The organism is Actinokineospora enzanensis DSM 44649 (genome assembly GCF_000374445.1).
GTDB lineage: Bacteria > Actinomycetota > Actinomycetes > Mycobacteriales > Pseudonocardiaceae > Actinokineospora > Actinokineospora enzanensis.
In genome coordinates this window covers 1-26,868 of record NZ_KB894430.1, presented here as the reverse complement: position 1 = coordinate 26,868, position 26,868 = coordinate 1, and the positions used below count along the sequence as shown (strand labels likewise).

The window sequence follows — 26,868 nt, the reverse complement described above, 5'->3', positions numbered from 1 at the left end:
CATCGAAGACCAATTCCCAGGAGAACCGCGATGAACATCCCTGACGGCGTCGTGCCCGAACGCTTCCACCCGACGACGTTCGACGCCGGGATTCCCCAAGTCGAGCTGCCCTGCTACGACCCGGCGTGCTCGGCCGAGCCGGGCGAGGCGTGCGGCTCGTTCTGCACCCACGGCGAGCCCAACCCCGCCCCCGGCCACGAGGACCTGGTGCCGGTCGAGCCCGGTGCATACGCCGTGCGCCACTGCCCGCGCTGCAGCGGCAGCGGCAAGGACAGCGCGAGCCCAGACCGAGCGAACTGCCGCTGCCGCGTCGACGTGCTAGACGAGCTGCAGATGCGCGCGGGCAAGCTGTACCGGCAAGCCCAGACCGAGGGCGAGGACGACGCCGCGCGCACGCTCGCCGAAGTTCGCCGCCTCGATGCCGAAGCCCTGGTCGCCGCCCTGACCGAGCTGGGCGTGTCCGCCCGCGTGCACCTCGGATCGTCCCCGGTCTACGCCGTGGTGATCGACACGAAGTTCGGCCGCATCTTCGCCGGCCTCGACCCCGACGACGACCGCCGCGTCCTGGTCCAGCGCGTGGACGCCACCCAGTGGTCGATGCGCGTCCTCGGCGACGTCCGCACGATCGCGTGGACGCTGCGCAACCAGGTGCCCGAACTCGCCAGGGAGGGTGACCGCCTGGATTGGGTGGTCGCGATCATGCCCGTCTTCGCTCCGGACGCCGTGGTGTGTTTCGTCGGCCGCGAGACGCCCGCCGACCAGCCCTGCCCGTTCTGCTCGCTCGGCTCCGTCGTCTGCCCCGGCCTGCGCTCGCACATGTGGGAGGTCCGCAACCAGTACCGCGGTGCTCCCGTGACCGCCATCTTCGGCGCGTTCCCGGTGCCCGCCGACACCCCGACCGGCAACGCCGAGGCCGCCCAGGCGCTCGACGACGCGATCCGCCCTCTCGCGCACATGGTCTGGCGCGGCGCGCTGGACATCACCTGATCCCGCCCGAGCGGCGTGGGCCGGAGGTACCCGGTCCACGCCACCCTCGGCGCGACCTGAAAACCCAACCACAGCAAGGAGAAACACCATGCGCGTCGGAACACTGCTCACCGTTCCCCCTGGCGACGTCCGACTGGAGTTCGAGACGTCCTTGGCGCTGGACGGCTTCGGCCGCGTCAGCGGCATCGGTTTCGCCGACGGAGGCCCGCGCGTCACCGTCACGCTCCACAGCGGTGACCGGGTGACCCTGATGTCCGAGATGGACACCTGGACCGCGTGCCGTACCGGCCAGGACGACGGCATGGAGATCGAGGAGCTGGCCGAGCTGGTCAACCGGCCGGGCGAGCCGGACGCAGTGCACGACGTATTCGACGAGCTGTGGAGGCTGACCAGCCAGCTCATCGAGCAGATCACCGGTCACGTCGTCGACACCGTCGCTCGCGACCTCACGCACATCCTTGACTGCTACACGACCAGCATTCCTTTCTGACAAAACACAAGTTCGACAATCAGGTATAGTTAGTCATGTCGGAAACAGGGGTGACGCCCTGGGATTCCGGCGAAATCGAAGACCAATTCCTAGGAGTAGCAATGCTTTTCGAGGTCGTGGCTGAAATGACCGTCGTGCTGTCCCCCGAGGCGGAGATGGCGATCGTGGACCACCCGATTCCCCCGGTGGCCACCCGGAAGGTGTGGGCGCTGAGTGTCCAGCGGCCCCAGAGCGACCCGGAGCACACCGCCCGGCCGCACAAGGTGATCTGGCTCGGCGACCCGACCCTGCGCGTGCCCGGTGAAGGCCAGACCTGCGCCTACTGCAACCAGTTCGACCTCACCCGGTGCCCCGGCATGGAGGAGCACGCCTACCAGTACGGCGTCCGGTTCTCGTCCAAGCGCCCCGAGGTGATCGAGGTCGGCGTGTTCGACGTCGACGCCGAACTGGCCGGACGGATGGAGGTCATCGGCCAGATCGAGGACCTGCTGGCCCGCCGGTTCACCGCCGGTATCCACCCGGCCGCCGGATAGCCCGGTCCGCTCGCGCCCGGCCGATGGCCGGGCGCGAGCGGACCGAGCACCCGAACCGCTGAAGGCCCTCGATGCGGGCTGCCGCCCGGCCGCCCGCCTCCGCCCGATCGACCACGAGAAGGAGCCGACGACATGGCCCACGACATCTTCGACCGCTGGGCAGTCCCGAAGGTCGAGACCTACAAGACGATCCTGGCCCACCTCTACGGCAGCGCGGCGGACTCGCTCGACGGAGTGGAGCCGCTGAAGGAAGCCGCACGGGCCGTGTTCGGCCCGGACGGGCCGCTGAAGGTCGTCGACGACCCGGCCGAGGTGTGGCAGCTCGATTGGTGGGACGGCCCGGCGCATTTCCGCGAACTGCACCTGACCAAGGACGAGGCCCTGGCCAGCCTGGCCGCCGACGTCCGAGGACGGTGGGCAACGGCCGTGGCCGCTGGAAACCGCGTCCCGGCCGAGCCACCAGTCGAGGTCACCGAGATGATCGAGACCTTTTTCCGCGCCCGCCGCAACCACGGTGAGCGCTTCGAGCTGAGCGCGCTTCCGCTTGGGACGACGATGGTTCCGGTCGCCGAACAGGTCGGGCGCGCGACGCTCCGCGCACTCGCGGAGGACCCCGACACCGACGGCACCGAGCCGTACGTGGTCGACGCTTTCGGAACGAGCACGACGGTGAAGGACACGCCCGCCGGCGATTTCCACGTCCATGTCGACGCCGAGGAGCACATCGACAGGCCAGTCCACGTGGTCGTGCGCGGCCACCGCGCCGACGGCACCTTCGCCGAACAGCACCACACGTTCCTCGCCGACGTCACGCCGCCACAGCTCGAACAGCAGCACGGAGGAGCCGAGACCAACTTCGAGGTGACGAAACGACGCGCCGACACCATGGTTCTGGTCGGCGAGCAGTTGGTGGCGTGGTCGCCGTCGTTGCCGTCGCCGCGGTGCTGGACGCTCGTCGGATCCGAAAAGCCCTCCTGGTGGAGGGCAGCGGTCGAACATCTCGACGAATACCAGGCCGCAGGGATGCTGGAACCGACCACCGTGCAGGTCTACGACTGCAGGGACGCGGACGACTTCGTCCTCGTCGCCAAGTCCGACCTGGGGCGAGAGCAGTGGGCGCAGTGGCGTCGGGATGCCCGCCGTCGTGAAGAGGAGGACATCGACGACGGCGGTCATCGCGGGCACGACAACGAGGTCGGCCGCGAGCAGCACCGCGTGCTCCCCAGCGACTGACCTGTACCCAGCTCGGAGACCGGCGGCACCGACCGCCACCACCGCGCCCGGACCCCGCAGCAGGGGCCGGGCGCGGTGCGCGTTCGTCAGGCCGAGTGCGCCAGCGGCGGGACCGGCACCTCGGTTCCGGTCGCCTGCTCGGCCCCGGCATTACCCAGCTCGGAGCCGGACGTGGTCCCGCCCGAGGTCGTGGCGGCAGGCGTCGTCGCGGGCTTCTTCGCCTTCGTCGCGGCGGGCGGCTGCTGCTGCTTGATCGGCGCGGCCCGCAGCCGTTCGACCGACCACCCCGCCTTCCGCGCCTTCTGCCACGCCGCACGCCACCGGTCGAAGCGCCGCACGACCTCGATCTCCGCGTCGTCGAGGATCTTCTGTGCCCTGGCCTTCGCCGCCGCGCGCAATGCGTCGGCCTGGCCCGCCGCCTCGGCGGCGACCGCCAGGTCGCCCAGAGCATCGAATTGCGGCCGGAGCGCGTCGGCCCCCGCCTTTTCGGCTTTCGTTCGTATCTGTTTTTCCCCCATACCCCGATGGTAGGTCGAACGCTCGAAGCGTGGGGCGCGTCCGCGCACAACCGACCGCTGTTCACCAGGAGCGACACAATAAATAAGGTATAGTTAGTGATGTCGGAAACGGGGGTGACGCCCTGGGGATTCCGGCGAAATCGAAAACCAACCGAGGAGGAAAACTCCGTGGAACAGCCACGCCCTGAAAACCTGCTGCCCCACCTTCCGCCGGCCGGGCACCCGCTGCTGGTCGTGCCCGCCGACACCTCAGCCGAAAGCGCCGCCCTCTGGCGCGTCGGCGGCCAGACCTGGCTCGCGCCGGTGCTGGACTGCGGACTGGTCGCCTGGTCGAAGTCGCGTCCGATGACCCCGGCCATCGCCAGGTCCGAGGCCGTCAGGCTCGTCGTGCCGGGCCTGCTCGACCGGGCACGCGGCGAGGAGCCACACCGCCCGTACCTGCTGCCCGAGCGAGGCCAGCCGCTCGTCGTGAACTTCGACCACGGGATCGCGTACTGGTTGCGGCATGGCCGCCTGATGCACGCCCCGTGGTTCGACGACGGCCTGATCGGATGGGGACCGATCGGCCCGGTCGTCCGGCTGGGCGCCGACCCCGCCGAGCGCGCCGCGATCGACGAGGCCGTGCGGACGTTGCGCGAGGCCGGGCCGGTCGCCCCGCAGACCACGCTCAAGCTCCCCGAGCGTGACGGCCAGCCCCGCGACGTCGTCGTGGCCAACCGGTGGATCAGCACCAACCCGCGCGCCGCCGGACCGAAGGACGCGCTGCTCACCCTGCGGACCGGGGACGGCTACCGGCTGCACGTCGGCGACGCCGTCGCCCTCGACCGCCACATGGTGCTCGACCTGGCCACCGAGGTGGCCGCCTACCCCGGCGCGGCGGACGACGAGACGGACGAGCTGCCCACCCTGGAGGTTCGCCACCCCGAGCCCGACCGCGCCGACGGGATCGTCACCACCTGGCACGTCGACGACGGCCTGGCCGTCCTGCACGACCTGCGGCACGCCCCGCTCACCGTGTGGCTGCGCTCCCAGGAGGACCACCCGCTGACCGAGGACCGCGCGGTCCGGCTCGCCAGCGCGCTGGCCGCCGCCGCCGCACGACTGGACCGGGTGTACCAGCTCGCGACGACCGCCGCGCTGCGCGACCACGACCGGCACACCGCCGTGCGCACCGAGGCCGACTTCACCGCCGTCCTCCACGCAGCCAAGGGCGGTGCTGCCTGATGGGCGGCATCAGCTTCGAGGTCCACCAGCCCGGCGCCGAACTGGCCACCGCCTTCCAGGAAGCCCGGCAGGCCGCCGCGCACAAGGTCGGCTGGCGCGAGGACAGCGGCACCATCGCCACCAAGGACAAGGTCACCGTCGTGCACGAGGGCACCTTGACCCTCGCCGCCGCCAAGGCCCTGGCCAACCGGCTGCTCGACCGGTTCGACGAGCCGTACTGCGACCACTACGGCGACGTCGCCGCCGCCATCCCGGTCGCCGACACCGACAGCGGACCGCGCACCGGCTGGCTGTTCTTCGGCATCGCCTGCGACTGACCCACCCCTCCCCCGGCCGGGGCCGCGCCACAGCGGCCCCGGCCACCCCACCCTGCCCTCACCAGGAGAAAACACGCGATGAACGACGCCCACGACCCCGCGATCACCCGCCCCGGCGAGATGCTTGTCCACCTCGACGACGCACCCCGCTACCCCGCCACGCTCGGTACGCCCTGGCACTACGCCACCAGCTTTGACCGCAAGGCCCGCCTGGCACAGGACCACTTCGCCGCCGTGCCCCTGTTCCGCAAGGAGGTCGCCGAACAGGTCGCGATCTGGCTCAACACCACCAGCGGAGACAGTCGGGACGCCACCCGCGCCGAGTGGCACGGCGACGCGCTGGTCCTCGTCGAAGGCTCCTACGAGCACACCGACGGCTACCGACCCGAGGTGATCCGGCCCGACGAGCACGGCCGCTACCAGCTCGCACCCGGCTGGCTGTGGGTCGAGGAGGACCCCGACGACGTCATCGCCGAACTCGACGAGAGCACGGTGACCGCGCTGCGGATCCTCGCCCGCGACGGCGACCGCCTCACCCCGGACGAGCGCCGCGCCCTGCTCGGCTACGCGGCCGGGGGCCCGGACGCGGACGACGAGAGCCTGGCCCGCGCCGAGCACGCGGCCGACGCCCTGGAGCAGCAGCACGCGGCCAGCGCCGCCGGAAACCATGCGCCGATCCGGTGCCGTGACTGCGGAGGGACCTACCCAGGGCTGGAAGGCGACAGCCCGGAAGGACAGGTCCGTTACTGCACCGAACTCCCGACCCGGCTCGCCGACTTCGTCCCGTTCTTCGACGTCGACGAACCCTTTCCCCAGGAGCACCACCGCTTCCTGTCCGACGAGACGTGCGGCGAGCTGTGCCACTGCGCCCCGACCACGCCCGAGGCCGAATACCTGCTCGGCACCGGACACCGCACCGAGCAGATCGAGGAACTGCTTGCCACACAGGGGAAGACGGTCGAGATGTGCGGCCCCTGCAACACCCTGATCTTCGCCTCGAACGACGAGGAGAAGACGCGGTTCTGGGCTGAGCACCCGGACTGCCAGTGGGACTACCACAAGGACTGAACGACAAAAGACGTGCCATTAATTGCGGTAAAGTTGCTTATGTCGGAAACAGGGGTGACGCCCTGGGGATCCGGCGACATCGAAAACCAATTCCGAGGAGAAATTGCATGACCCAGTTCGAAGGCCACTTCTGCGGTGTAGGCGGTCCCACCACCATCCCGACGCTGTACGTCTACTCGTACGGCCGGGAATCGCGCTACACCCGCTACCTGGTATTCGAGTTCGACCTGGCGGAGCTCATGACGCAGGAACTCGACGTGTTCAAGCTGATGGAGCTGGTGTCCGTCGTCGAGAGCGGCGCGGCGCGCGTGGACGACGTCGTGACCATGCTCGCCGGTGCGCTGCACCGCAGCCAGGAACGCCTGTTCACCCGTCCGCCGCTGTGCGCCATCGCGCGGGAACGGCTGACCTCCGCCGTGCGCGCCACGGCCGCCGTCCTCCACCACCTCACCGACACCATCGGTCCGCTCGTCTTCACCGAGTTCAAGGGCGAGGCCCTGCGGGACGTCTGATCTCGCGATGACCAACCGGCCGGGCGCCGCAGATCCACGCGGCGCCCGGCCGCCGCATTCCCGGCCACGTCCGCCGGACGCGGACCGGTCCGCACGTTCCGGTCGGCACCAGGGGTGACGCCCAGGTCCCGGCCACATCGAAAACCAACCCGGAGGACCCACCTTGACCACAACCGACGCCATCGACGTCGAGTCGATCGCGGTCGCGATCGAACCGAAACCACTGCGGTGGGCGCGCTACGCCATCGGCGACGACGGCGAGTTCACCGAGCGCGGCGTGTGCTGGGCACGCGACGGCGAGCACGCCGTCATCGAGCTGGCCGGCCTGCCGGACGCCCGCGTGACCGTCACCTACGACAGCACCACGGCCCGCATCGCCGCCGCCCACCTGCTCGGCTACGTCCACCAGTTCGACCTCGACGAGCCACTGCCCGAGCACCTCCTCACCACCCTGCTGGCACCCGACACCCGCACCGCGACCGGCACCACGTGGGACCTCGAAGACGGGCTCGCGCTCCGATACACCGCGCCGTTCGGTGCCTCGCTCATCGCCGAGGCCGCCGAGTGGACGCTCACCGCCGATCTGGCCACCCGGTGGGCGCGGGCGCTGCTGACCGTGGCTGCCGAGCTCGACCACGCGAACGCTGTCGCGGTCCAGGCGATCCTCGCCGATCGCACTGGGAAGACGCCGATGGAGAACATCCGGGCGTGGCTGACCGACCTGCACCACGAGCTGACGGCCGACCAGAAACGGCTCGCCGAGCGGGTGCGTGAGGTGCTCGCCGACGAGGAGAGCATCGCCCGCGGCGAGACGCTGTTCGCCGCGCTCGACGTTGCCCAGCCGGACCTGCCGACGTCGCTGGCCGACTTGCGGCTGCTGTCCCGCGAGACCGTCACGCACGAGCAGGCGGCCGACGTGATCGAGCAGCTCGCCGCCCGCTACGCCCTGCCGATCTACCTGTGGACGGCCGCGAGCTGGTACGTCCGCGACGAGATCGGCGGCGGAACGCTGACCGAACAGGAGTGGCTGCGGGTCGGGCGGACCGTCGAGATGGGCAACTTCAGCTCGATGATCGAGAACGAGCAGGGCAACAACGGGGCCGCGCTCGACGTCCGGCTCGCGCTCTACCAGGCCGGGGTGCTCTGCCGAGAATGCGACGCCCGCATCACCGGCGAGATCGCGACCACCCTCGGGCGCTGCGACGAATGCCGCCCCGCCGATCCGGACGACGCGATGGCCGAGGCACTGGCCGCCGGGTGCCCCGGTGCGCCGAACGTGGAGAACTTCGTCAGCCATTTCCTCAGCAGCAGCGGGCCGTGCACGCACTGCGGTCTCCCGTTGCCCGAGTACTACCACTTGGTCCTGGAGGCCGAACAGGCCGAGTACCAGCAGCAGCAAGCAGCCCGACGGGCCATCGAGGACAAGAAGCACCGGGTGATGACAGAGGCCCGGCGACTCCTTGCCGAGAGCATGGCGCAGGACGGCAGCGATGACTCGGCCGAGGCGAAGGAACGACGTCTCGTGATGGCACGGGAATCGGTCAGGCAACTGCGCAACTGGGAGCTGGAGAGCCACTACACCCACTACGTCATCAAGGCCACGCGGAACATCGAGCAGAGCGAGCTGGACATCGAAAGCACCTGCTGACCGCCGCGCTTCCGCGCTGAAAACGCACTGACAGCGGGCCGACACCCATTCCGCAACCGGGTGTCGGCCCGCATTTCGCGGTCACTAAATACGGTATATTTATTCATGTCGGAAACAGGGGTGACGCCCTGGAATCCGGCGACATCGAAAACCAACCAACCACGGAATTCCCGGCGGTCATTGTGCTTATCCTCAATGGCGGCGGCCTGCCCACATTGCAACGGTGCCGAAAGCAGTACAGCGCCGGTGCGACCCATCTCGGCAGGCTCGCCCGTCCCCGACACATCGGCAAGCTCCGCGAAACCCTGGACGCGGGCTTCAAGACCGGCATTGACAACGACGCCTTCTGCCAGTGGGACCAGACGGCGTTCATCCGCCAGATCGGCCACATCGAGCAGGCCATGTACGGGCGGATCCTGCGCCCCTACGAGCGGATCGCCCCGCTGGCCACGATCCCGCCCGCCTCGTGGGCCGCGATCGGCAAGACGCCACCCGAGCCGCTGCCCGCCTGGCACCCGAACCTGCTGTGGATGACGGTGCCCGACGTCCCGTTCGACGCCCGCGCCACGTTGCGCCGGTTCGCCGACTGGGCTGGGCTGGTGTCCCATCTGCCGCTCGCGTACTGCGTCCAGGATGGCGCCGAGGACGTCGGCATCCCGTGGGACTGGCCCAACCTGACGTGCTTGTTCATGGCGGGCAGCACCGAGTACAAGCTCAGCGCGGAGATGGCCGACATCTGCCGCGAGGGCAAGCGCCGCGGCCTGTGGATCCACGGCGGCCGGGTCAACTCCCGCCGCCGGATTCGCTACATGCTCGGCCTGGAATGCGTCGACAGCATCGACGGAACCGGCTTCGACAAGTTCCGCGACACCCATCTCGAATGGGGACTCCACGAGGCGTCGGCCACCAGCTACCAGCTCGTTCTCGGCTGACCGCCACCCCGATCCCGCACGCCCTCACCACGAGCGCGGCGGCCCCGCCGGCCCGGAGTGACAACCCGGAACCGGACCACTCGAAGACCAACACCAGGAGGAAACTCCCATGCCCCTGCTCCCCCGCCGCCCCGGCACAGTCCTGGAGATCCGGCGGCCCCAGCCACACGCCGTCCACTTCACCACCGAACGCGGGGTGATCCTGCACTCCGCGCGGAACTGGCTCGTTGCCTACTTCCCCGGCGACCCGCAGCACCCCGCCGACCCGGCCGACCCGGCCGCGATCCGCGTGGTGGGCACCGCCGACGTCGCCGACGCCATCGTCGCCTACCGCGACCTGGTGCACTGCGACCCGGCGTGGGTTCTCGGCACCTGGAAACACCTCAGCGAAGCCGGTCCCGGCGAACTCCAGGCACCGCAGGTGATCCGGATCTGGGAACTCGCCGCCCAACTCGCCCAGCACCGTCTCGACGCGGACGCCGCATCGCTGATCACCCACGAGCAACTGGAAGCCTGGGCGGGCCGACCGCTCACCGACCTCGACCTCGACCGCCTCGACGTCGCGATTCCGAACTCCAGCATCCCGGCCGCGATCGGCGAGATCGTCGCGGGCCTGGACAGCAAGGACGGCAGGGAGGCCGAGTAACCCGCTGGTCGCCGCTCCGCTCGACGGGCCGACACCCACGCCAACCGGGTGTCGGCCCGCAATTCGTCGTCCAATAAGAAGGGTAAAGTTAGTCATGTCGGAACCGGGGGTGACGCCCTGGATTCCGCGACATCGAAAACCAATTCCCAGGAGGAGACTCATGCTCGACGGCACGCTGCCCACCTCGACCAAGCCGGAGACCGGCGAACGCGAGCCGATGCCCGACGACCAGGTCACGGTGCGCGTGGTCTTCCGGTCGGGAACGCCCGAGGCGCCGCTGCGCGATGACCCGGCCGCCCTGTTCGTGAGCCTGGACAAGCCGGTGGCGCCCGGCACTCAGGAGGCGTGCAACGCCCTGAGCAGGCCGGTGAACGACTACATGGACAAGGTGTACGGCACCGGCGGCTTCGGTGGCTTGGGCGCCCTGGCGGGCATCGGCTTCGACGCGCGATCGGCCAGCGGTCACGCCACCCTTCGCCACCGCCCGAGGCTGAACTTCTACTACGAGCAGGTCCCGGCCAGCTCGCCCGCCGAGTGGGCCGTAGTCGACGCGGCCAGCACCGTCGACTACGACGGTCCGGCCGCGCACGACCACCGCCTGTGGTTCGGCTCGACGGCCTACCGCGAGGCGATCGCGAACGCCCCGCGCGTGCGATCGCGCCGCACCCCCGTCGTGATCAACGGCGAGGAACGTGGCCTGGTCGAGGTCACGACCGACGGCACGATCAACGCACTCTGGCACGTGCGCAACATCTACGGCGAGATCCACGACCTCGTTCTCCAGCAGGCTGACTGCCCCGACCTGGACACCGCCGTCGCCGCGATCGTGCGCCGCTTCGACCGGGCGATGGAGCGCGACCTCGCCAGCCGCGCCCACGCGCAGTCCGACCACTAAGCCCCGGAAAGCACCGCAGTTCACCGAGCCGGGGCGTGCACCGCCGCCCCCGGCCGGGCCGCTGCCGTCCCGGCACGCCGATCACCCAGAACCCCGATCCACCCTCACGAGGCAAGGAGAAACGCGCCCATGAACATCACGTTCGCCCCCACACCCGACGGCACCCAGTGGCAAGTCCTGGCGGAGAAGGCGACGAGCACGCTGTACCGCATCACCGTCGACCACGCCGACCTCGACGTCGTGCACGACCCGCACGACCTCACCGCGCTGGAGCAGGCCGTACTCGCTCGCGCCCTCGCCCTGCTCGCCGCAGGCGAGGCTACGGTGATCGGAGAGGAGAAGCCGCCAATCGAGATCACGAGCTGGGAGATGGACGGCAGCGGCCACGCCCGCGAAGCCCTGGAGTTCCACACCCAGCGCGTCACGGGGGAGGACGCGCGATGAACACCCAAGACCAGGACACGACCCAGCCGCCGGCCACGGTCACGCTGAAGCGCGAGGACATCGCCGAGGAAGCCAGGCGCTGGCGTCGCTCCGGCCTGCGGGTACTGGCCGTCCAGGCCGCCGCGCTGGTACTCGGCCTGCTGCTCATCGCGCTCGTGCCCGCCGGACCGGCGAACGACGCCGTCGTCGTCAGCACCATCGTCGCGACCGCCCTCCTGGGCGTGACCGTCGCGTTCAGCATGGGCTACGCCCACGCGCTGACAACGAAGATGAAACTGCGCTGATCCTGGATCGAGTACACCGCCAACGCAAATCACTGTGTCAATAATAAGGTATCGTTATTCATGTCGGAAACAGGGGTGACGCCCTGGATATCCGGCGGCATCGAAAACCAACACCGAGGAGAAATCTGTGACGGAGAACAGCGCGACCGAGACGTTCACCCCGGCGGCCGAGCCCGTGAAGACCGTGGCCGACCGGACGATCACCGCGACGTGGAACGTCGGCCCGGCCGATGAGAACGGCTGGCAGCCGCAAGCCCGCCTGATGGTCAGCCACTGGAAGAGTGTCAAGCGCTACGACGCCCAATTGCGCGTCGGCCGCGTGAAGGACGAGGGCGGCAGTGTCAGCGACATGCTCAACTACAGCGCGCTGGCGAACAAGGTGGTCATCGCTGAGCAGGACGCCACGCGGTTCAGCCGCAACACTCTCAACGCCGTCTACGAGAACGCGCTGACCCTGCTGCGCCGCCGCTTCGAGGACGGCGAGGACGCCGTGACGGCCTACTTCGACCCCACGTCGGACAAGCACGCCGCCTGATCACCGTCCCCGCCAGACGACGGCCCCGGCGCCACACGGCGCCGAGGCCGTCATTCCTCGAAGGAGTTCATCCATGACCGAGATGGTCACCACCCAGGTCGTTGTCCCCGCCGTCGATGCGCAGCTCGACCTGTCCGCCGTGCGCCGGTTCGGCACCGGCCAGGACGGACGGCTGATCGCGATCGGCTACGTGCACGAGGACTACTTCCCGAACCTCAGCGGCCCGGTGCTGCACTTCCAGCTCCCGGACGGCCAGGTAGTGCTCACCTGGCCCGACACAGACGGCTACAACCTGATCTGGAAGGAGAGCCAGGAGCGCGCGGAGGTCGACGAGGGCGCGGCCGAGGTCCTGCACATGATGTGGGACCAGGTGAACGCGAGCTTCCAGTGCGACCTGATGAAGCTGTTCGGGCACGCGGCCGTCGAGGCCATCGCCAAGGCGGTCAGCTCCACCTGACGGCGGGCTGCAACGCCCGCGGCAGACGTCCAGAACACCCCGCCCCGCCATCCGGCGCGGCGGGGTGTTCGCGTCTGCGGCAGTGGCCGGGGCCGGCCGGGAAACGAGAGACGGCCCCGTCGCCGGGGCCGTCGGACCAAGGCTGCTCACCCTGGTGTGGTTGGTGCTCACCGTAGCCGAACGCGGCGGCAGCCACCAACGATTTCCGCCCGCGTGTCGCGGCCGATCAGCCCGAAGAGCCCGCCAGGAACGGCGGTCCACGCGGCGTCAGCCGCCCCGGCACCCCGTGCCCGCCGCAGGCCGCTCACCCCGACTCGGACGAGGCGGTCTGCGGCGTCCCAAGCCGCAGTAGACCCGGCCCGATACCCGCCGAAACCATGATCCACTTCGCGCCTGCCGCAGAGCAAGATAGGTCAAAGAGTAACTCTTTGACACCAGGCCACGGCGTGGCCTGGCAGTCTGCCCTTGGCGGGCAGCCTGAAACGCACGCCTCGGGCCGGCGGGCCGGAAACGGGAAGGGGGCGGCGGTGGCAGACGACGAGAGCGCGCTCGGGGACGAGCTCTCGGCGAAGGCGGGCTATCGCGACCAGTCGACGTCGGGGAAGCGAACCCCTCGTGGGCTGATGAGGTACACCGACGACGAGTGGGCCGTGATCGTGATGGTCGCCGCCCAGGAGGTGCTGAAGCCGGGGGCCTACGTCCAGAAGGCCGCGTACGAGGCCGCGCTGCGCCAGCACCGCGGCGAGCTGTTCGACTCCGGCGCGGTGACCACGCTGTTCGCCGAGCTGCAGGAGAACCGCCGGGTGCTGACCAACATCGGCGGCAACCTCAACGACGTCGCCAAAGCGGCGAACTCCACCGGCGAGATCGAGAACCCCGTCGCGGCCGACACGGTCCTGCGGCTGGTGCGCAACGTGGTGCTCGCGACCGACGAACTGATGGCCAAGGTCCGGACGGAGCTGCTGCCATGATCGCGAAGGTCGTGCATGGCTACCGGCCCGCCGGGCTGATCAAGTATTTGTTCGGGCCGGGCAAGTTCGAGGAGCACGAGAACCCGCGCGTGGTCGGCTCCTGGGACGGCGCTCCGTGGCTGCACCACCCCGACAAGCTGCCCGCGGTCGAGCTGGACGGCGAGATCCTCGAGCCCGGCGAGTTCGACTTCAACCTCGCCCCGCTGACCCAGACGATGCAGGAGTTGGCCGAGCACGCGGGGCTTCCGCTGTCCAACCCGCCGGGGATCACGCCGGAGTGGGAGGAGCGCGTGCGCGCCGGCGGCGCGCTGCCGCCGGACGCCCCGTCGTGGGTCAAGCACTACAAGTACGACGAGAAGAAGAAGGCGGTCGTGCTGCGTCAGGGCTACGTCTGGCACTGCCCGGTCCGGCTGCACGCCGACGACCCGACGCTGACCGACAAGCAGTGGGAGCAGATCGCCGAACGGCTGATGAAGGCCACCGGCATCCACCAGGCGGGCGCCCGGTGGATCGCCGTGCGCCACGCGGACGACCACATCCACCTGATGGCGACGCTGGTGTCCGAGCGCACGGGCAAGCGGATCTACCCGTACCGGGACTACCCGAAGCTGCGCGAGGAGTGCCGCAAGATCGAGCGCGAGCTCGGGCTGGTGGCCACGGCCGGTGCGGACAAGACCGCGCTACAGGTGCCGACCCGCAGGGAGAAGGGCAAGGCCGAGCGGAAGGGCTGGGCCGTCACCGCGCGGGAGGAGCTTCGCCGGGTGGTTTCCCAGTGCGCGGCCAGCGCGAGCAGCGGCGAGGAGTTCCTGCGCGAGCTGCGCAGGGAGGGACTGAACCCGAAGACGACGACGGGCGCCGACGGCGTGATCCGCGGCTACACGGTGTCGCTTCCCGGCGACGTCACCGCCGACGGCAAGCCGGTGTCCTACTCGGGCACGAAACTCGCGTCCGACCTGACGTGGCCGAAGCTGATGGCCCGCTGGGCGAGCACGCCCGCGGTCGAGCCGATCGCGCGGGCCGAGGACGGTCGGGCCTCCGGCGCCGATCGACAGAGCGCACTCGAGCACGCCGCCGCCGTCGTCGACCGTGCCACCGCTCAGGTCCGCGACGGTGGTGAGGACGTGGACGGGATCGCGCACGCCGCCGGCGAGGTGCTGGCCGCGATGACTCGCGGCCGAGAAGGCCGCGAGGCGGGGCCGCTGACGGAGATCACCGAGCGGTACGACCGGGCGGCTCGCACGCCGCACCGCGTGTTGCCCGAGCAGATGGGTCCGGTGGCGCGTGACTTGCGGCAGGCGTCGCGGCGGATCGCGGCCGTCGGCGCCCTGTCCGGGCGCGGTAAGGAGAAGTTCGCCGGGCTCGCTCTCCTGCTGGCGCTGGCGGGCCTGGTCGCGGAGATCGCCGCGTGGCAGCAGATGCGCGGGCGCGTCCATCAGGCCGACGCCGCCCGCCGAGCGGCCGGTGCGTTGCCGGGTCTGGCCCAACCCGCTGGCGCGGGTCGACGCCCTGCCGCCGCCAGGCCGGTCACGCCGCCGGCGGCCGGTGGCGCCCGCCGCGAGCGCCCGGTCGTGCGTCGGGACATCGCCGGTCCGAATGAGCAGCCCCGGCGTCGTGGAAAGGGCCCTGGCTGAGTCCACTCGGGCGGGCGAGGTGGGGCCACCAGTTCGCCCGACGCCGACGATGTCGGTACTGGACCTCAGTGCCGCGACAAGCGCGCCCGCACCAACTCGACGATTGACGGGAGCGCGAACAGCCAGCCGCTAATCAGCATGATCCCGGCACCTGTCTCGAAGGTGACCACTGACAGCGAAAGTACGCCGATCAGGATCATCACTACCACGTCGGTAACCACGAACACCGTGATGAGATCGCGTGGAGCTCGAGCGCCACGCCAGCCGATCACCAACGTAGCCACCAGCAAGAGGACCGAGGCCGTGATGATTGCCGTGGCCCCTGTCACCCCGAACTCGCCAAATTCGGTCCGAAACGTGCTAGCCACAGTGGAATTACGGGCCAGAACGAGCAACGTCAAGACCCAGGCCGCGACCGCGATCACAGCGCAGGCCGAGGAGGCATTGCGGCGAACTCGCAGACTCCGGTCATCCAGCATCGAGTCAGCCTACCCACCAGGTTCACGCGGACAGGACACAGCGCGAGCAGGTCAGAGCCAAGATGTCGGGCCAGCTCGTCCGGCAGGTCCCCTCGGTGGCCGAACCGGGCCGGCGTCCTGCTGGAGGAGTTCACCGAACGCGTGCCGCGTGCCTGGGTACTCGGCGTGGTGGGTAGCCGAGGAGTACGCGGTGGCAAGCGGCAACCGGGCCGACGCCGCGGCACGTGTGCCGGACTCGCTGATCGTCTGGCACGAGTTCGCCACGGCTGTGGAAGTCGCCCAGGAAGGACGCCCCTTCGGGTGCCCATTCGTAGTAGTCCGAACTCCTGGTCCAGGCCATTGGAGTGAAGATCAACCAAACTGATTAACCGTAACGGCTACTCGATGTAGTGATTCCCGGTTAGGCTGACCAGTACCGGAGTGCCCAGGGGGAAGGGACATGAACGGTTTGGTCACGCATCGTGAGGATGCACAGGGGGTTAAGTGGGTGACCGCCATTCGGCGTAACGCCCGTGAGGACGCGAACGCGCCCTCCATGCCCTCGCGCGCCCGCACGGCCCGCGAACGGGGCAGCGCCCCGGATCTTCGCCTGAGCGTGACGCTCCCGGCCGTTTCGCGCCTCCGAACCCCGCCTGGTACTCCGCCGACCGCTGTCCTTGCGTGCCCACGAGCCGCGGCCCAGCCGCGTGCTTACGCGATCGACACGGTGAACCACTACTGGGGATGGACGGTGAGGTAGCACAAGGAGGCCGCTGAGGAACGACGTTGTCCGCGCCGGGGGGTGCGGGTCGCTCATCAGCGCATACGGGGGGAAATGATGAGCGAAGACGCGCCAACGCTACTGCCGGCCTCGCAGGAGGTCTGGCAATGGGCGCAGGCACTCAACGCGGTCAGCGGGCTGGCGGCGAGGATCCGCGCCCGCCGCGAACGCGACGGGCGCCTGGCGCACTCCGACGACGAGCACGCCGCACTCCAGCACGAGACCCGGCAGCATCCGCCGGTCCGGCTGATGAGCGATGACGAACAACTCGAATGGCACCGCCGTGTGCCGTCCGCGCTCGCTGCCCAACAGGGCGACGAGCCGGTCAGCGTCTGGACCGCGCGGATGGTCGACGCGCAGGGAAAGCCGACCGACGAGTGGGGCGTCGAGGCTCACACCTGGGGCGAGGGCGGCGGTGCCACGGCGACGGCGATGGTGGTGTGCCGGGACGCCGAGGATGCGCTGGCGATGGCGCGGCACCTGCGTGAGCACGGCACCGCCGAGGATCTCGGCAGGCTGCACGACCTCGCCGCCCGCGGCGACGGCCAGTTTGTCGAGCCGCCGCAGGCCGCGCAGCAGCCTGGTGCCGCCGCCCAGCTCGGCAGGCACGCCGCTCCCCTGGTGCTCAGCGAGAACGACTGGGAGTCCGCGTTGCGGGGCGAGCTGTCGCCCGACCTCGCTGACCGGATCATCGTCAAGGATCCGGCACATCCGCATCACACCGCCTGGCGCGAGCTGCACGAGCTGGCTAACCAGGAGGTGCTGCGCGTCGGTGCTGACCCCGCGCGCCTGGCCGCGCTCGTGCGGGCGGTGCCGCACTGGCGAGACGACGTCATCAACCCGCCGGCGTTGGCGCACTGGGCCATCAAGGAGTCCCGCACCTCGCCGACCTACGACCGGATAGTCGCCGCGCCTGGGGCGGGCGCTGCCGGCGCGACAGCCGGGACCGGGGCGGCAGCCCCATCCCCTGCCGCCGCCGAGGAACGTGCCCGCCGTCCGCCGCGGCTGAACGAGGTGCGGTCCCCGCGTGACGCCGTGGCGTGGGCGAAGGGGCTGGAAGCCCGCAATCCCGCAGACCGCCTGGAGGCGAAGGTCGGGTTCGGGCACTGGGGCGACGAGGTCGACGGCGTCCTCAACTCGAAGTTCCCCGGACTGGCGCAGAAGGCGACCGAGGCGGCGAAGAAGGAACGCGCCAAGCAGAACGCGAAGGCTGCCCCGGCCGAGCAGGTCGCAGTGGCCGAGGTCGCTGTCGCCGAGCCCGCGAACGATCCGGCCACGTTGCAGGAGTTCGCCGATCGGGTCGACCAGCTCGATCCGGCCAACACGTTCCATCGGCGGGAGGCGCACATCATGCTCGGGCGTACCGCGCCCGATATCGACCGGCTCATCGCCGAGAAGTTCTCCGATGACCCGAAGATCGTCGAGAAGGTGCAGGCCTTGTACCCGGACGGACTTCCCGAGGCCGACGCCGCCGCGTGGCGCAACCGCGCCCAGGGCGACGAGGCGGTCGCCACCGCCGAGGCGGCGGTGCCCGACGACCCGGCCACGCTACGGCGTGAAGACGCCGACGCCGAAGCCGCGTCCCAGGGCGAGCGTGGCCTGGCCGCCTCGCAGCGCGGCATCGCGAACACCGTCGCCGGGACCCGGCCGGAGGTCCTTCGCCGGACCGTGCAGCCGCAGCCCGGCCCGATCCGCCGCCGTACCTGATCACCACCGCCGCGCGGTCCGCAGGGGGCGGGCGAGCGCGGCCGTCCATCACTCGACTTCAACCAGGGGGAAAGCATGGCCGACGACGATCCTGCCGTCACCACGACAGAACCGACCGCCCAGCCGGTCATCAACGGGTTCGACCGACTGGCCGCCGCGACCAGCGCGCCGGTCAGCGATACGGCGCCCGGTCCGCCTGCGGCCGAGCGGTCCGCCAGCGAGCCGTCCGCGTCCGGAAACGCACCGGACGCCGTCCTGGGCGCCGACTCGGCCCGGCAGCTCCTGCTGCGGGCGTTCCAGATCCAGGCAACCGGCGCGGAGCTGGACGCCGCCCTGCTTGTACGAGAGGCGCTCAGCCGCGACGACACGCAGCCGGTGGCGACCGCGCTGCGGGCGCTGGCGGCGGAAGGTCGCGCCCGCGCCGGCGTCGACGACGAGACAGGCCGGATGTTGCGCGATGCGGGGGTGCCCCGGATCGCTGTCCACCTGGACGCCGCGGCTGACGGTATTGCCGCCGAGGGAATCGCGGTGCCCGACCTGGTCTATCCGGGCTCGCCGGAACGCGCGGGCGCGGTAGCGGTGTTCGACGCGCTCGGCGAACGGCTGCGGGCGATGAACACCGCGGTCGAGCCGCCACCGGCCAATCTCTCCGCCGCCGACATCCCGCTGGAACTGCAGGCCCAGCACCTGCGTAGTCCTCGCGGCCTGCGTCGCCCGGTGCAACAGCTGCTGCAGTCCGCCGAAGCGAGCCAGCTTCCCGCCGACGTGTTCGGCGGGCTGGCCGTTGTCGACGGCGTGCTGATGGCGGCGGGCTTCGAGTACCCCGCGCACAGGCTGGCCCAGCAGGTGGCCGGCCTGGATCGGCCGCCGTTGCAGGTGGCCGTCCGCGTCGGGCAGATCGCTGACATGCTCGACGCTCGGCTGCCCAACGACGATGTCCAGCGGGGCGCCCTGGGCAGCTACGAGCAGGGACGGCCCTTGTCGGCGCAACTGCGCGCGATCGGCGCAGACGTCGAGCGGATCGTTGGTGACCCGGAGGCGTTCGCGCAGGCCCGCGTGCTGGTGCAACTCGGAACCATCGACCTCCGTGAGTTGAGCCAACCGTCCCCGGACGGCTCCCCCGCCCCGTCCGGCGCCGAGGCTGCGCCCGAGCCACAGGCAGAGACGGACCCGGAACAACGCGAGGTCGAGGAGGACGCCGCGGCGGAGGCTGACCCGCAAACGGCCACGCCCTACCGGTACAACCCGGAGCTGATGCCTGAGCACGCTCTGCTGGGCAGTCTGCTGAACACGCCGGCGGCGCTGGCCGACCTGGAGGAGTTCCTGGGCGCCCGCGACTTCTCCACCCCGGACACGCGAGCGGTCTACACGGCGATTCGCGGGCTGCACCGCGACGGCGCGCTCATCAACGTCGCCGACATGTCCAGCGAAGCGCGGCAACTCGAGGCAGCGAACGAGAACTACCTGAAGCTGTTCACCGCGTTGCGCGCGGATCCGCCGCCGTACGGCAGGAACACGATCTTCGACATCCCGCGCCTGATCGGCCAGATCACCGCTGCGGCACCGGCGGAGAGCGTGCCCTACCGCGGCGTGTACGACCCCGGCGCGCAGATGCGGCTCGGGCGCATGGTGCTGGAGGACTCGATCCGGCGCCAGCTGGGCGGCATGGGCATGAATATGAAGCGAGCGACGCCGCTGGTCGCGCCGGCCCAGATGCTCGGGCCCCAGCGCGGCGAACGAAACGCGCAGACCCTGGTGAGCAACCTGGAGCTCATCGAGTCGCAAGTGGACGCGATGGCCCAGCGGCTGGTCGCGGCGGTCAAGCACACCGGGCCGGATGCCGTGGCCGTCGCCGTCCCGCGCGTTGCCGACGAAACCGTCTCCCAGTCCGCGGCGGGCCGGATACGGATGCCCGAGCGGTTCCGCGCGATCACCGCGCCGCTGCAACATCGTGCCGAGCGGCACATCATCCACCTCGCCCTGCACGCCGGGCGGATGGAGAACATCCCGGAGGCGGTCCTCAACCTGGCCCCGGAGGACTTCTCCAGCAGCCGGCACGCCAACACCTGGCGGACGATCAAGGATCTGCAGGCTCGCGGCCTGCCGGTCAACTACGTCGCGGTGGACCGGGAGAGCCGGGCGGGCAGTTTCGCCCACCAGCCGATGCTGACCAACCGCGCGTTGACGAAGATGGCGGAGCCGCCGGAGATCAAACCGGAACGGGTCGCGCGCTCGCTGCGCACGCTGGTGTCCTCGGCGTTGGCGCGGGCGAAGACGGACAGCCAGTACGGGATCGCCGCAGTGTCCACCGGCACGGAAGTGCCGGTCGAGTCGGCGCTGTTCAACGTCAAGAAGAACATCAGCGGGCTCGCCGAGCGCGCGAAAACCGCTGTCCAGCAGCATCGCGAGATCACCCACCAGCAGACCCACACACGAAACAGCAGCAGCCGATGAACAGGCACGACCAACGATGGGGGGACACGGTGATGATCAGCCGTGAGGAAATGGCCGCGCACATCGACGCGGGCCGGGCTCAGCGGTGGACCCACGAACTGGGTCCGGACCGTATGGTGTTGACCGCCGCCCGCATGGACGGCGTCTGGTACGTCGTGCTCGATGGCGCCGAGGGCTACCAGCCCGCTCCCGATCCGCTGGCCGCGGTGCTCACCGCGGCCCAGCAGGCGCTGAGCATCGCCGACGAGAAGATCGCCGGGGCCGACGCGGACGCCACGATGCGCATCCCCGACACGGAGATCGCCAGGGCAGACGCGGCGCGATCGTCATGACCGCGCCGGACCGCCCAGGTCCGGACCTCACCGCTTGGACGCAGAGCGCGACGGGCACGGCGACGTGGATGGCCGAGCGGGCGGTTCTCGGCGCGTTGCTGCGCCGTCCGGAGCGCATCGCGGAGATGAGCACCTGGTTGTCCGCGCAGGACTTCGTCGACCCGCAGCACCAAGGAGTCTTCGCGACCATCGAAGGCCTGCACGCCGCCGGGGAGCTGCGGCCGATCGCCGCCGAGTTCACCGCACTGTCCGATCTGGACGAGGCGACGCAGCAGGCGATGACGCGCAACGTGCTGGCCGTCCAGGACGCGCTGGTGTCCCACCGGTTCGCCGAGACCTACGGCGTCACCCGCACGCTGATGCCCGACCTCTACATCGCCGGCGCGGGAGCCGGGCCCGCGCAGTACAACCGGTACGGCCAGATGGTCGTGGAGATGTCGGTACGCCGCCAGGTCGAACAATGGGGCGTGCGCATGGAACAGGCGTCCCTGGCCGAACCGGCGGCGGAGGGCGACATCGCGGCCCTGCAGGGCACCCGCGAGGCCATGATGGAAAACCTGTCCGACCTGACAGTCCAGATCCGGCGCTCCCGCGGCGACATCACCAGCCGGATCGAGTCCAACCCCGCTGAGGCGCCGGTGGTCGTGCCGACGGCCGCGCTACCGCCCCGGCTCGTCGAGCGCGCCGAGCGGCAAGTGATCCAGGCGGTGCTCGCCGATCCGCAGGTGCAGGAGTCCGGACTACTGCAACGGTTGCGGCCGGAGGACTTCACCGCGTCCAAGGCACACGAGAACACCTGGCGGGCGATCCAGGCGGTCGCTGAGCGGGGCCCCGTCGACCCGATCCTGGTGGCGTGGGAGGCCGAGGTTCTCGCCGCAGATCCGCGCCACGGCTACCGGGCCGAGGACCGGGTGGCGCTCGGCGCGGCGGAGCTGAGCAGCATGAGCACCGAGCCGGTCGGCGACGTCGGCCGCGCGGTGTCCACTGTGGCGCGCTCGGCATTGGCCCGGCACGCGCGGCTGGCGCAGCAGGAGATCCAGAAGGCCGTGGGCGATCGACGCCTGGGAGTAGCGGAGACGGTGGCCACGGCGAACGACGTCGGCGAGGAACTCGAGCAGAACGCGGAGCGGCTGGTCGGGGTCGACCGAAAGCCGAAGGAGTCGGCGATCAGCCGGATGCTCTCCGGGGAACGCTCGACCGTGGGCGGCGCCCAGCCCGACCCGGCGGCCCGACCCAGGACACGCTGAGCAGCGCCTGGCCTCGACCAGGCGCTGCCCGCCGCAGCGTCACTCCGACACTGCGGCGGAGGGGCGGCTGTAGGTGACCCTGCGGGCCGGGCTCACCATGACGTGTCGTCCTCGGCCCGATGGTCGTGCGTCGGCAGGTGCCCGACGGGCTGGACGCAGATCCAGCCATCGTGCTCGGAATCGGCCGGTACCGGCACCAGCCAGTCGCCGCACGCCAGCACCGAGACGGCTCCCGGTTCTCGCGGCGGGTCTGCCGGGACGGCGATCGTGGTCGTGTCTCCCATTGGCGGAGATCCTTTCCTTTGGGTACAGCAGGTTCCGCAGAGGGTGCTGGTCGTCCAGCTCGGCTGGACGACCAGCACCTCAGCCAGCGGACCTGGTGCTGCGTGGCCGGTGTGCCGACGTCGACGCGTGCCGGGCGGCGGCTGTTCCCGCCCGCCCCAGCCCGCCGACCGTCGACGTCGCTGCGCCGTCGGCCGGCCGGGCGCGTGTCCAGCGAGGCTGGACACCGGGTATCGAGCGGCCCTCACCGGCGAGCCACCGGGGCAAGGTCACCTCGGCCTGCTCAGCGATCGCACGGCTCAGGCCGAGGATCCGATCAGCCAGGGAGATCGCCTCGTCGTCGAGCACGCCGTCCGTGCGCGCCATGTGGTCGACCAGCCAGGCCGGGTAGTCCTTGCGGTCCATCTCCAGCCAGTCACGCCCACTGCGGAACATCTCGATGGCCGAGCGGAACTCGCTCGACTGCCTGCCCAGGGATTCACACAGGGCGGCCGTGTAGTTCACCGCGTCCGGCGTGTCCGCCCGGTCGACCGCGGCGACCGCCTTGTCCAGGTCGAACGGCGTCTCCGCGCCGGTCACGTGCGCGGTGATCATCTCGTCGACCAGCAGCCTCGCGTGCATCCAGCCGATCCGCTGGGCGTACTCCTCATCCGTGTCGTTGACGCCTGGGTGGTCTGCCGGGTCCTCCGGCATCGCCATGTCAGCAAAGGTCACCAGTGGGCGCCGCGTTCCTGATTTGGCCATTTTTCACTCCTCCTCGTATGGGTATGATGTTGAACCGAAGAAAGGGTTCACGCCTTTTTTGCCGAATCAAGCGGTCCGCCGAACACGCGGGTCGCGCCCGCATAGTCGCCGTTCGTCCGGATATTGGTCTCGGTGATTTTCTTGCCCGACTCCGGAGCCTCGATCATGCGTCCGTTTCCGATATAGAGGGCGACGTGGTGCATGGTCCCCCTGCCCCAGAACAGAAGATCGCCAGGCTGGAGATCGCCCACCGCGATCGACTGCGACTTCGTCGCGTTGTACTGTGCGTCCGCCGTGCGCGGCAACGTGATCGCTTGCCCCGTTCCCTGGTAGTAGGAGTAGCGGACGAGGCTGCTGCAATCGAAACCGATCACGCCGACATCGGGAGACGAGCCGCCGCTGGGTCCGTCGAGAGTGCCGCCGCCCCAGGAGTACATCGTCTTGTTCACGTGTTCTGCGGCCTTTTGGATAATCGGCCCGGCACGGCCCGAAGCCGTCGGGACGCTCGTCACGTTGGCGTACTTGGTATTTGCCAAATTGCGGATTTTGGTGACGTAGTTCGTTGTCTCCGGAAACGGCGGGATTCCGCCGTATTTCTGCACGTTCCCCGGTCCGGCGTTGTAGCTGGCCAACGCCAAGTCGACGATCTCCCCGTTGAGCCCCTTGGTGCTTTTCACGAAGTCGACGAGGTGGCACATGTAGACGGCCTGGGACTTGATCGCGTCGAACGGGTTGCGTGGATCGGCCTTGCCGTCTCCGTCGCCGTCTGTCCCGTAGGCCGCCCACGTGGACGGGATGAACTGCGACAGCCCGGTGGCTTTCGAGCCGTCGTTGTAGGCGTCGGGGTTCCAGTGCGACTCGGTCTCGATCTGCGCCGCGAGGATCGGTGCGGTGATCTCGGGGCAGGTCTTCGCGGCGTTGAGCAGTGGTTGGACCGCCCAGCCGGGCACCGCGTCCTTGTTGAGATCGAATTGGCCGAGCACGTGCCCCTTGAACGAGCTCCGGGCCTCGGCCTCGCCGCCACCGCCGCCGCCCAGGACCAGCGTCAGGACGACGATGACCAGCAGGACGGGTAGACACGCGAGGACGAGACCGGCCTTCTTCCCGGTGCTCATCGCGGTGCTTCGCTCGACGTGGCGTCGGAGAACGAGACGGCGGCGACCCGCCAGCCCGCGCCCTCGTTGACCAGCGAGCAGTAGGCGATGGTGCCGGGCAGCTCCTGCCGCCAGCCGTCGGCGCCCACGGCGACCCGAGACGCGGACACCGCCGCGCCCACCTGGTTGCCCCGCGCCGGCGGCGGGTCGTCCTGGACCTCCGAGGTGTCGACCACCACGCGGGCGTTGTGCTGGACGAGTACCGGCCAGGTCTGGTCGCGGCCTTCACCGCCGAGCTGGTTGATCAGCTCGGGCGTGCCGAACTGCTGCGCCGCACGGCTTCGTGCGTCGGCCGGGCCGCGGTCGGTCGTCGTGTCGGAACTGAGCGCGGCGACGGTGAACCGGGAGCAGACCTCGACGACGGTCGAGCGCTGGACGCCGGTCGTCCCCGTGGCTCCGGGCGCCGTCGTCGATGCGGTGCCCTGCCCGCCTGGCGTCGTGCGCGAGCAGGCGGTGCCGAGCAACGCGACGAGCGCGATCAACGCGAGGCTGGAACCTCGCGAAAGCGACAAAATGTGATGTGGTGACCCTGATTTTGGGCGTGCGCCACCCACGATCGTCCCCCCTCGATCAGATGGTGGTGATCAGTTATCCGGCGCCCGAGCCCCCCGGCTGCGGCACCGGCTCGTTATCCGGTTATCCGGCGGTCGCCGCGTACGTCTTCAACACCGAGTCCAGGTCCGGTTCGATGAACGGGCCGTCCTCGCGGCTGGGCGTGAACTCCGGGTGGACCAGGCAGATGCGCATCCAGTCCGCCACGTCACTCGGCGTCGGCGCGGCCGAGACGCCGAAGTAGACCGCGCCCCGCGGCTGGTCCTCGCCGTGATAGCGGACCTGGTAGGCCCAGCCGTCCCGCTCGGTCCAGCGCATCCGGATCCACTCGGCGGAGTCCCACTGCGTGCCCATCGGCTCGGCCTCGGCCACCCGCAATGCCGCGTGGCGCGTCGCGCTGGAGATGATCTCCAGATCTGTCACCTCGACGCCGCGCTCAACCAGTTCGGCGACCACCTTCTTGACGTACGCCTCATGCGAGGCTCGCGGGGAGGTCTCCCCCGCCTCCGACTGCGTCATCTGGTCTTTCCTCCTTGTTTCCATCGACATGCTCATCGGTTGTGCCTGCTGCGGCTCGTCACGACCGGATCACCGGTCGGCCGGGCCACCCCGCTCCCAGCGGTCGCTGGGCGCGCACCGGGCAGGCCGGTGCGTTCCTTGCGGGCCGGCGTCTCGACCGCAGCCTCCGCAGAGACCCCCGCACGATCTTGTATATCCCGCTGACCAGACATTTCCGGCGGCGCTGACGTGCGCACTTCCGGTGTTTCACCATCGGCGGGTGCCGCCTGGCCGTTCGGTTCCAGCAGATCCGCCAGCCCGAGATCCCGCCGCAACTGCTCGTAGAGCGGGGTGTCGCGTTCCGTTGTTCCGCCGTCTGCGGGTGCGGCGTGGCCGTTCGGTTCGACCAGGTCCGCCAGCCCGAGATCCCGCTGCATCTGCTCGTAGAGGGGGGTGTTCGTCATCGGCACCCACTCGGAACCCTCGTCCGACCTCGTCGACGCCCTCGGCAGATCGAACTCGCTCGCCACCGGCTCCGGCGCGATCGGCGCCGCCTCCTCAGAGCGTTGCCTGGGGAGCAGGTCCGCCGGAATGGCCTCGACTGGCGTGCGCTGCACCGCGACCTCGACGAGCTTCCCCACCAGGTCGACCACCCGCGTGTGAGGTGGCTGGTCGAACGCGATGTGGATCGTGCGCGTTTGCAGATCGACACCGGAAGCGCCCGCGTAGCGGGTCTGCACGACGAAGTCCAGTTCAGCGGCCTGAGCGACCAGGGCTGACCACTGCTCTGCGACCGGGTCGATCGGCTCTGCTGCGGTGGGTGCCGCCCACAGTTCCCCGTTGCTCGGCAGGACGTCGTCCTGAGCAGCCTCCACGATGGGAGCGACGTCGGCGGGAACCTCGTCCTCCGCTGCGGCAGCGACGTCGCCACCGGCTTGTGGAGGCCCGAGTGCGCTCTCCAGGTCGGCTTCGGCCGCCCACAGGTCGGCCAGTTGGTCGAGGTTGTCTCGCGCACCGCCCCAACCCTCGAGCTGGTCGACGTCCTCAACCACCGCGTCGTCAAGCAGGTCGATCGGGTCGACATCCGGCGCAGCCCCGACCGGTTGCGCGACGTGGTCGACAGCCACACCTGCTGCCGACTCCTTGACCGGATCTAGTTCGCCAGCGTCCGCGTGTGGTACCTGCGCTGGCTTCGGGGCGTCGTCGAGCCCGAGCTCCAACTCGGCTTGCTCGTCCGTGTCGGGTTCCGGCTCGGCCTCGGGTTCCGGCTCGGCCTCGGGTTCCGGCTCGGCCTCGGGTTCCGGCTCGGCCTCGGGTTCCGGCTCGGCCTCGGG

30 protein-coding genes are annotated in these 26,868 nt (G+C 70.0%); 22 read left to right on the top strand and 8 right to left on the bottom strand.

Translation table 11 applies throughout. The features are described from left to right. Positions 1 to 30: 30 nt before the first annotated feature. The 4 genes from C503_RS0127020 (at position 31) to C503_RS46275 (ending at position 3,243) form a co-directional block, all read left to right on the top strand. Positions 31 to 987: a hypothetical protein gene (locus C503_RS0127020; protein WP_018685346.1), complete on the top strand. Its 957-nt coding sequence runs from the start codon at positions 31 to 33 to the stop codon at positions 985 to 987. A gap of 88 nt (positions 988 to 1,075) precedes the next feature. Beyond that, a complete protein-coding gene (locus tag C503_RS0127015) occupies positions 1,076 to 1,477 on the top strand; it encodes a hypothetical protein (protein ID WP_018685345.1) in 402 nt (133 codons plus the stop codon). A gap of 101 nt (positions 1,478 to 1,578) precedes the next feature. Then, complete coding sequence (locus C503_RS0127010) at positions 1,579 to 2,010, top strand: hypothetical protein (protein ID WP_018685344.1); 432 nt, start codon at positions 1,579 to 1,581, stop codon at positions 2,008 to 2,010. 132 nt (positions 2,011 to 2,142) lie between these two features. Beyond that, positions 2,143 to 3,243: a hypothetical protein gene (locus C503_RS46275; protein WP_018685343.1), complete on the top strand. Its 1,101-nt coding sequence runs from the start codon at positions 2,143 to 2,145 to the stop codon at positions 3,241 to 3,243. 86 nt (positions 3,244 to 3,329) lie between these two features. Here C503_RS46275 and C503_RS0127000 read toward each other — a convergent pair whose 3' ends face one another. Next, positions 3,330 to 3,761 (bottom strand): hypothetical protein, encoded by a 432-nt coding sequence (locus C503_RS0127000; protein ID WP_018685342.1) that lies wholly within the window; start codon positions 3,759 to 3,761, stop codon positions 3,330 to 3,332. Between the two features lie 168 nt (positions 3,762 to 3,929). On the opposite strand from C503_RS0127000, the gene C503_RS0126995 reads away from it, so the two are divergent. The 14 genes from C503_RS0126995 (at position 3,930) to C503_RS0126930 (ending at position 15,325) form a co-directional block, all read left to right on the top strand. Next, positions 3,930 to 4,985: a hypothetical protein gene (locus C503_RS0126995; RefSeq protein WP_018685341.1), complete on the top strand. Its 1,056-nt coding sequence runs from the start codon at positions 3,930 to 3,932 to the stop codon at positions 4,983 to 4,985. Then, entirely contained in the window at positions 4,985 to 5,302 is a 318-nt protein-coding gene (locus C503_RS0126990) for a hypothetical protein (RefSeq protein ID WP_018685340.1), read from the top strand. The genes C503_RS0126995 and C503_RS0126990 overlap by 1 nt, the downstream gene beginning before the upstream one ends. Before the next feature lie 78 nt (positions 5,303 to 5,380). After that, positions 5,381 to 6,370, top strand: a complete 990-nt coding sequence (locus C503_RS0126985) for a hypothetical protein (protein ID WP_018685339.1) — start codon at positions 5,381 to 5,383, stop codon at positions 6,368 to 6,370. A gap of 107 nt (positions 6,371 to 6,477) precedes the next feature. Continuing rightward, positions 6,478 to 6,882 (top strand): hypothetical protein, encoded by a 405-nt coding sequence (locus tag C503_RS0126980; protein WP_018685338.1) that lies wholly within the window; start codon positions 6,478 to 6,480, stop codon positions 6,880 to 6,882. A gap of 163 nt (positions 6,883 to 7,045) precedes the next feature. Continuing rightward, positions 7,046 to 8,530 carry a hypothetical protein gene (locus tag C503_RS0126975; RefSeq protein WP_018685337.1) on the top strand — a complete coding sequence of 495 codons (1,485 nt, stop codon included), beginning with the start codon at positions 7,046 to 7,048 and terminating at the stop codon, positions 8,528 to 8,530. Between the two features lie 182 nt (positions 8,531 to 8,712). Next, positions 8,713 to 9,462: a hypothetical protein gene (locus C503_RS0126970; protein WP_018685336.1), complete on the top strand. Its 750-nt coding sequence runs from the start codon at positions 8,713 to 8,715 to the stop codon at positions 9,460 to 9,462. A gap of 109 nt (positions 9,463 to 9,571) precedes the next feature. Beyond that, positions 9,572 to 10,108 (top strand): hypothetical protein, encoded by a 537-nt coding sequence (locus tag C503_RS0126965; RefSeq protein ID WP_018685335.1) that lies wholly within the window; start codon positions 9,572 to 9,574, stop codon positions 10,106 to 10,108. A 160-nt stretch (positions 10,109 to 10,268) separates the two neighbouring features. Continuing rightward, positions 10,269 to 11,003 carry a hypothetical protein gene (locus C503_RS0126960; protein ID WP_018685334.1) on the top strand — a complete coding sequence of 245 codons (735 nt, stop codon included), beginning with the start codon at positions 10,269 to 10,271 and terminating at the stop codon, positions 11,001 to 11,003. Positions 11,004 to 11,132: 129 nt separating this feature from the next. Beyond that, the gene (locus C503_RS0126955) at positions 11,133 to 11,447 is read left to right on the top strand and encodes a hypothetical protein (protein ID WP_018685333.1); all 315 of its coding nucleotides are present in this window, start codon (positions 11,133 to 11,135) and stop codon (positions 11,445 to 11,447) included. Next, a complete protein-coding gene (locus tag C503_RS0126950) occupies positions 11,444 to 11,731 on the top strand; it encodes a hypothetical protein (RefSeq protein WP_018685332.1) in 288 nt (95 codons plus the stop codon). The genes C503_RS0126955 and C503_RS0126950 overlap by 4 nt, the downstream gene beginning before the upstream one ends. Before the next feature lie 127 nt (positions 11,732 to 11,858). Further along, on the top strand, positions 11,859 to 12,266 hold the full coding sequence (locus C503_RS0126945; RefSeq protein ID WP_018685331.1) for a hypothetical protein: 408 nt from the start codon (positions 11,859 to 11,861) through the stop codon (positions 12,264 to 12,266). A gap of 73 nt (positions 12,267 to 12,339) precedes the next feature. After that, entirely contained in the window at positions 12,340 to 12,723 is a 384-nt protein-coding gene (locus C503_RS0126940; RefSeq protein ID WP_018685330.1) for a hypothetical protein, read from the top strand. 527 nt (positions 12,724 to 13,250) lie between these two features. Further along, on the top strand, positions 13,251 to 13,694 hold the full coding sequence (locus C503_RS41035; protein WP_018685329.1) for a hypothetical protein: 444 nt from the start codon (positions 13,251 to 13,253) through the stop codon (positions 13,692 to 13,694). After that, on the top strand, positions 13,691 to 15,325 hold the full coding sequence (locus C503_RS0126930) for a relaxase/mobilization nuclease domain-containing protein (RefSeq protein WP_026316739.1): 1,635 nt from the start codon (positions 13,691 to 13,693) through the stop codon (positions 15,323 to 15,325). Before C503_RS41035 ends, C503_RS0126930 begins: the two co-directional genes overlap by 4 nt. 65 nt (positions 15,326 to 15,390) lie before the next feature. Here C503_RS0126930 and C503_RS0126925 read toward each other — a convergent pair whose 3' ends face one another. Further along, on the bottom strand, positions 15,391 to 15,804 hold the full coding sequence (locus C503_RS0126925) for a hypothetical protein (RefSeq protein WP_156893529.1): 414 nt from the start codon (positions 15,802 to 15,804) through the stop codon (positions 15,391 to 15,393). A gap of 817 nt (positions 15,805 to 16,621) precedes the next feature. Between C503_RS0126925 and C503_RS0126920 the strand changes: the two genes are divergently transcribed. The 4 genes from C503_RS0126920 (at position 16,622) to C503_RS0126905 (ending at position 22,304) form a co-directional block, all read left to right on the top strand. Beyond that, positions 16,622 to 18,271, top strand: coding sequence for a hypothetical protein (locus C503_RS0126920; protein WP_018685327.1), 1,650 nt, complete (start codon positions 16,622 to 16,624; stop codon positions 18,269 to 18,271). Positions 18,272 to 18,346: 75 nt separating this feature from the next. Then, positions 18,347 to 20,725, top strand: coding sequence for a DnaB-like helicase N-terminal domain-containing protein (locus C503_RS0126915; protein WP_018685326.1), 2,379 nt, complete (start codon positions 18,347 to 18,349; stop codon positions 20,723 to 20,725). Further along, a complete protein-coding gene (locus tag C503_RS0126910) occupies positions 20,722 to 21,057 on the top strand; it encodes a hypothetical protein (protein ID WP_018685325.1) in 336 nt (111 codons plus the stop codon). The genes C503_RS0126915 and C503_RS0126910 overlap by 4 nt, the downstream gene beginning before the upstream one ends. Continuing rightward, on the top strand, positions 21,054 to 22,304 hold the full coding sequence (locus tag C503_RS0126905; protein WP_026316738.1) for a DnaB-like helicase N-terminal domain-containing protein: 1,251 nt from the start codon (positions 21,054 to 21,056) through the stop codon (positions 22,302 to 22,304). Before C503_RS0126910 ends, C503_RS0126905 begins: the two co-directional genes overlap by 4 nt. Before the next feature lie 92 nt (positions 22,305 to 22,396). On the opposite strand, the gene C503_RS0126900 is transcribed toward C503_RS0126905, so the two are convergent. The 6 genes from C503_RS0126900 to C503_RS41030 all read right to left on the bottom strand — a co-directional run bounded on the left by C503_RS0126900 (position 22,397) and on the right by C503_RS41030 (position 26,661). Continuing rightward, complete coding sequence (locus C503_RS0126900) at positions 22,397 to 22,588, bottom strand: hypothetical protein (RefSeq protein WP_018685324.1); 192 nt, start codon at positions 22,586 to 22,588, stop codon at positions 22,397 to 22,399. Between the two features lie 79 nt (positions 22,589 to 22,667). Continuing rightward, positions 22,668 to 23,285, bottom strand: coding sequence for a hypothetical protein (locus C503_RS0126895; protein ID WP_018685323.1), 618 nt, complete (start codon positions 23,283 to 23,285; stop codon positions 22,668 to 22,670). A 92-nt stretch (positions 23,286 to 23,377) separates the two neighbouring features. Then, complete coding sequence (locus C503_RS0126890; protein WP_018685322.1) at positions 23,378 to 24,445, bottom strand: C40 family peptidase; 1,068 nt, start codon at positions 24,443 to 24,445, stop codon at positions 23,378 to 23,380. Further along, positions 24,442 to 24,966, bottom strand: a complete 525-nt coding sequence (locus C503_RS0126885; RefSeq protein WP_018685321.1) for a hypothetical protein — start codon at positions 24,964 to 24,966, stop codon at positions 24,442 to 24,444. Before C503_RS0126885 ends, C503_RS0126890 begins: the two co-directional genes overlap by 4 nt. 154 nt (positions 24,967 to 25,120) lie before the next feature. Continuing rightward, complete coding sequence (locus C503_RS0126880; protein ID WP_018685320.1) at positions 25,121 to 25,555, bottom strand: DUF6292 family protein; 435 nt, start codon at positions 25,553 to 25,555, stop codon at positions 25,121 to 25,123. 32 nt (positions 25,556 to 25,587) lie between these two features. Continuing rightward, on the bottom strand, positions 25,588 to 26,661 hold the full coding sequence (locus tag C503_RS41030; RefSeq protein ID WP_156893527.1) for a hypothetical protein: 1,074 nt from the start codon (positions 26,659 to 26,661) through the stop codon (positions 25,588 to 25,590). Positions 26,662 to 26,868: the final 207 nt, after the last annotated feature.

What these genes read in the sequence shown, in the direction of transcription:
- C503_RS0127020 (WP_018685346.1), top strand. Translation starts at nt 31, where the DNA reads ATGAACATCCCTGACGGCGTCGTGCCCGAACGCTTCCACCCGACGACG.
- C503_RS0127015 (WP_018685345.1), top strand. Translation starts at nt 1,076, where the DNA reads ATGCGCGTCGGAACACTGCTCACCGTTCCCCCTGGCGACGTCCGACTG.
- C503_RS0127010 (WP_018685344.1), top strand. Translation starts at nt 1,579, where the DNA reads ATGCTTTTCGAGGTCGTGGCTGAAATGACCGTCGTGCTGTCCCCCGAG.
- C503_RS46275 (WP_018685343.1), top strand. Translation starts at nt 2,143, where the DNA reads ATGGCCCACGACATCTTCGACCGCTGGGCAGTCCCGAAGGTCGAGACC.
- C503_RS0127000 (WP_018685342.1), bottom strand. Translation starts at nt 3,761, where the DNA reads ATGGGGGAAAAACAGATACGAACGAAAGCCGAAAAGGCGGGGGCCGAC.
- C503_RS0126990 (WP_018685340.1), top strand. Translation starts at nt 4,985, where the DNA reads ATGGGCGGCATCAGCTTCGAGGTCCACCAGCCCGGCGCCGAACTGGCC.
- C503_RS0126985 (WP_018685339.1), top strand. Translation starts at nt 5,381, where the DNA reads ATGAACGACGCCCACGACCCCGCGATCACCCGCCCCGGCGAGATGCTT.
- C503_RS0126980 (WP_018685338.1), top strand. Translation starts at nt 6,478, where the DNA reads ATGACCCAGTTCGAAGGCCACTTCTGCGGTGTAGGCGGTCCCACCACC.
- C503_RS0126965 (WP_018685335.1), top strand. Translation starts at nt 9,572, where the DNA reads ATGCCCCTGCTCCCCCGCCGCCCCGGCACAGTCCTGGAGATCCGGCGG.
- C503_RS0126960 (WP_018685334.1), top strand. Translation starts at nt 10,269, where the DNA reads ATGCTCGACGGCACGCTGCCCACCTCGACCAAGCCGGAGACCGGCGAA.
- C503_RS0126955 (WP_018685333.1), top strand. Translation starts at nt 11,133, where the DNA reads ATGAACATCACGTTCGCCCCCACACCCGACGGCACCCAGTGGCAAGTC.
- C503_RS0126950 (WP_018685332.1), top strand. Translation starts at nt 11,444, where the DNA reads ATGAACACCCAAGACCAGGACACGACCCAGCCGCCGGCCACGGTCACG.
- C503_RS0126940 (WP_018685330.1), top strand. Translation starts at nt 12,340, where the DNA reads ATGACCGAGATGGTCACCACCCAGGTCGTTGTCCCCGCCGTCGATGCG.
- C503_RS0126930 (WP_026316739.1), top strand. Translation starts at nt 13,691, where the DNA reads ATGATCGCGAAGGTCGTGCATGGCTACCGGCCCGCCGGGCTGATCAAG.
- C503_RS0126925 (WP_156893529.1), bottom strand. Translation starts at nt 15,804, where the DNA reads ATGCTGGATGACCGGAGTCTGCGAGTTCGCCGCAATGCCTCCTCGGCC.
- C503_RS0126920 (WP_018685327.1), top strand. Translation starts at nt 16,622, where the DNA reads ATGAGCGAAGACGCGCCAACGCTACTGCCGGCCTCGCAGGAGGTCTGG.
- C503_RS0126915 (WP_018685326.1), top strand. Translation starts at nt 18,347, where the DNA reads ATGGCCGACGACGATCCTGCCGTCACCACGACAGAACCGACCGCCCAG.
- C503_RS0126910 (WP_018685325.1), top strand. Translation starts at nt 20,722, where the DNA reads ATGAACAGGCACGACCAACGATGGGGGGACACGGTGATGATCAGCCGT.
- C503_RS0126905 (WP_026316738.1), top strand. Translation starts at nt 21,054, where the DNA reads ATGACCGCGCCGGACCGCCCAGGTCCGGACCTCACCGCTTGGACGCAG.
- C503_RS0126900 (WP_018685324.1), bottom strand. Translation starts at nt 22,588, where the DNA reads ATGGGAGACACGACCACGATCGCCGTCCCGGCAGACCCGCCGCGAGAA.
- C503_RS0126895 (WP_018685323.1), bottom strand. Translation starts at nt 23,285, where the DNA reads ATGGCGATGCCGGAGGACCCGGCAGACCACCCAGGCGTCAACGACACG.
- C503_RS0126890 (WP_018685322.1), bottom strand. Translation starts at nt 24,445, where the DNA reads ATGAGCACCGGGAAGAAGGCCGGTCTCGTCCTCGCGTGTCTACCCGTC.
- C503_RS0126880 (WP_018685320.1), bottom strand. Translation starts at nt 25,555, where the DNA reads ATGACGCAGTCGGAGGCGGGGGAGACCTCCCCGCGAGCCTCGCATGAG.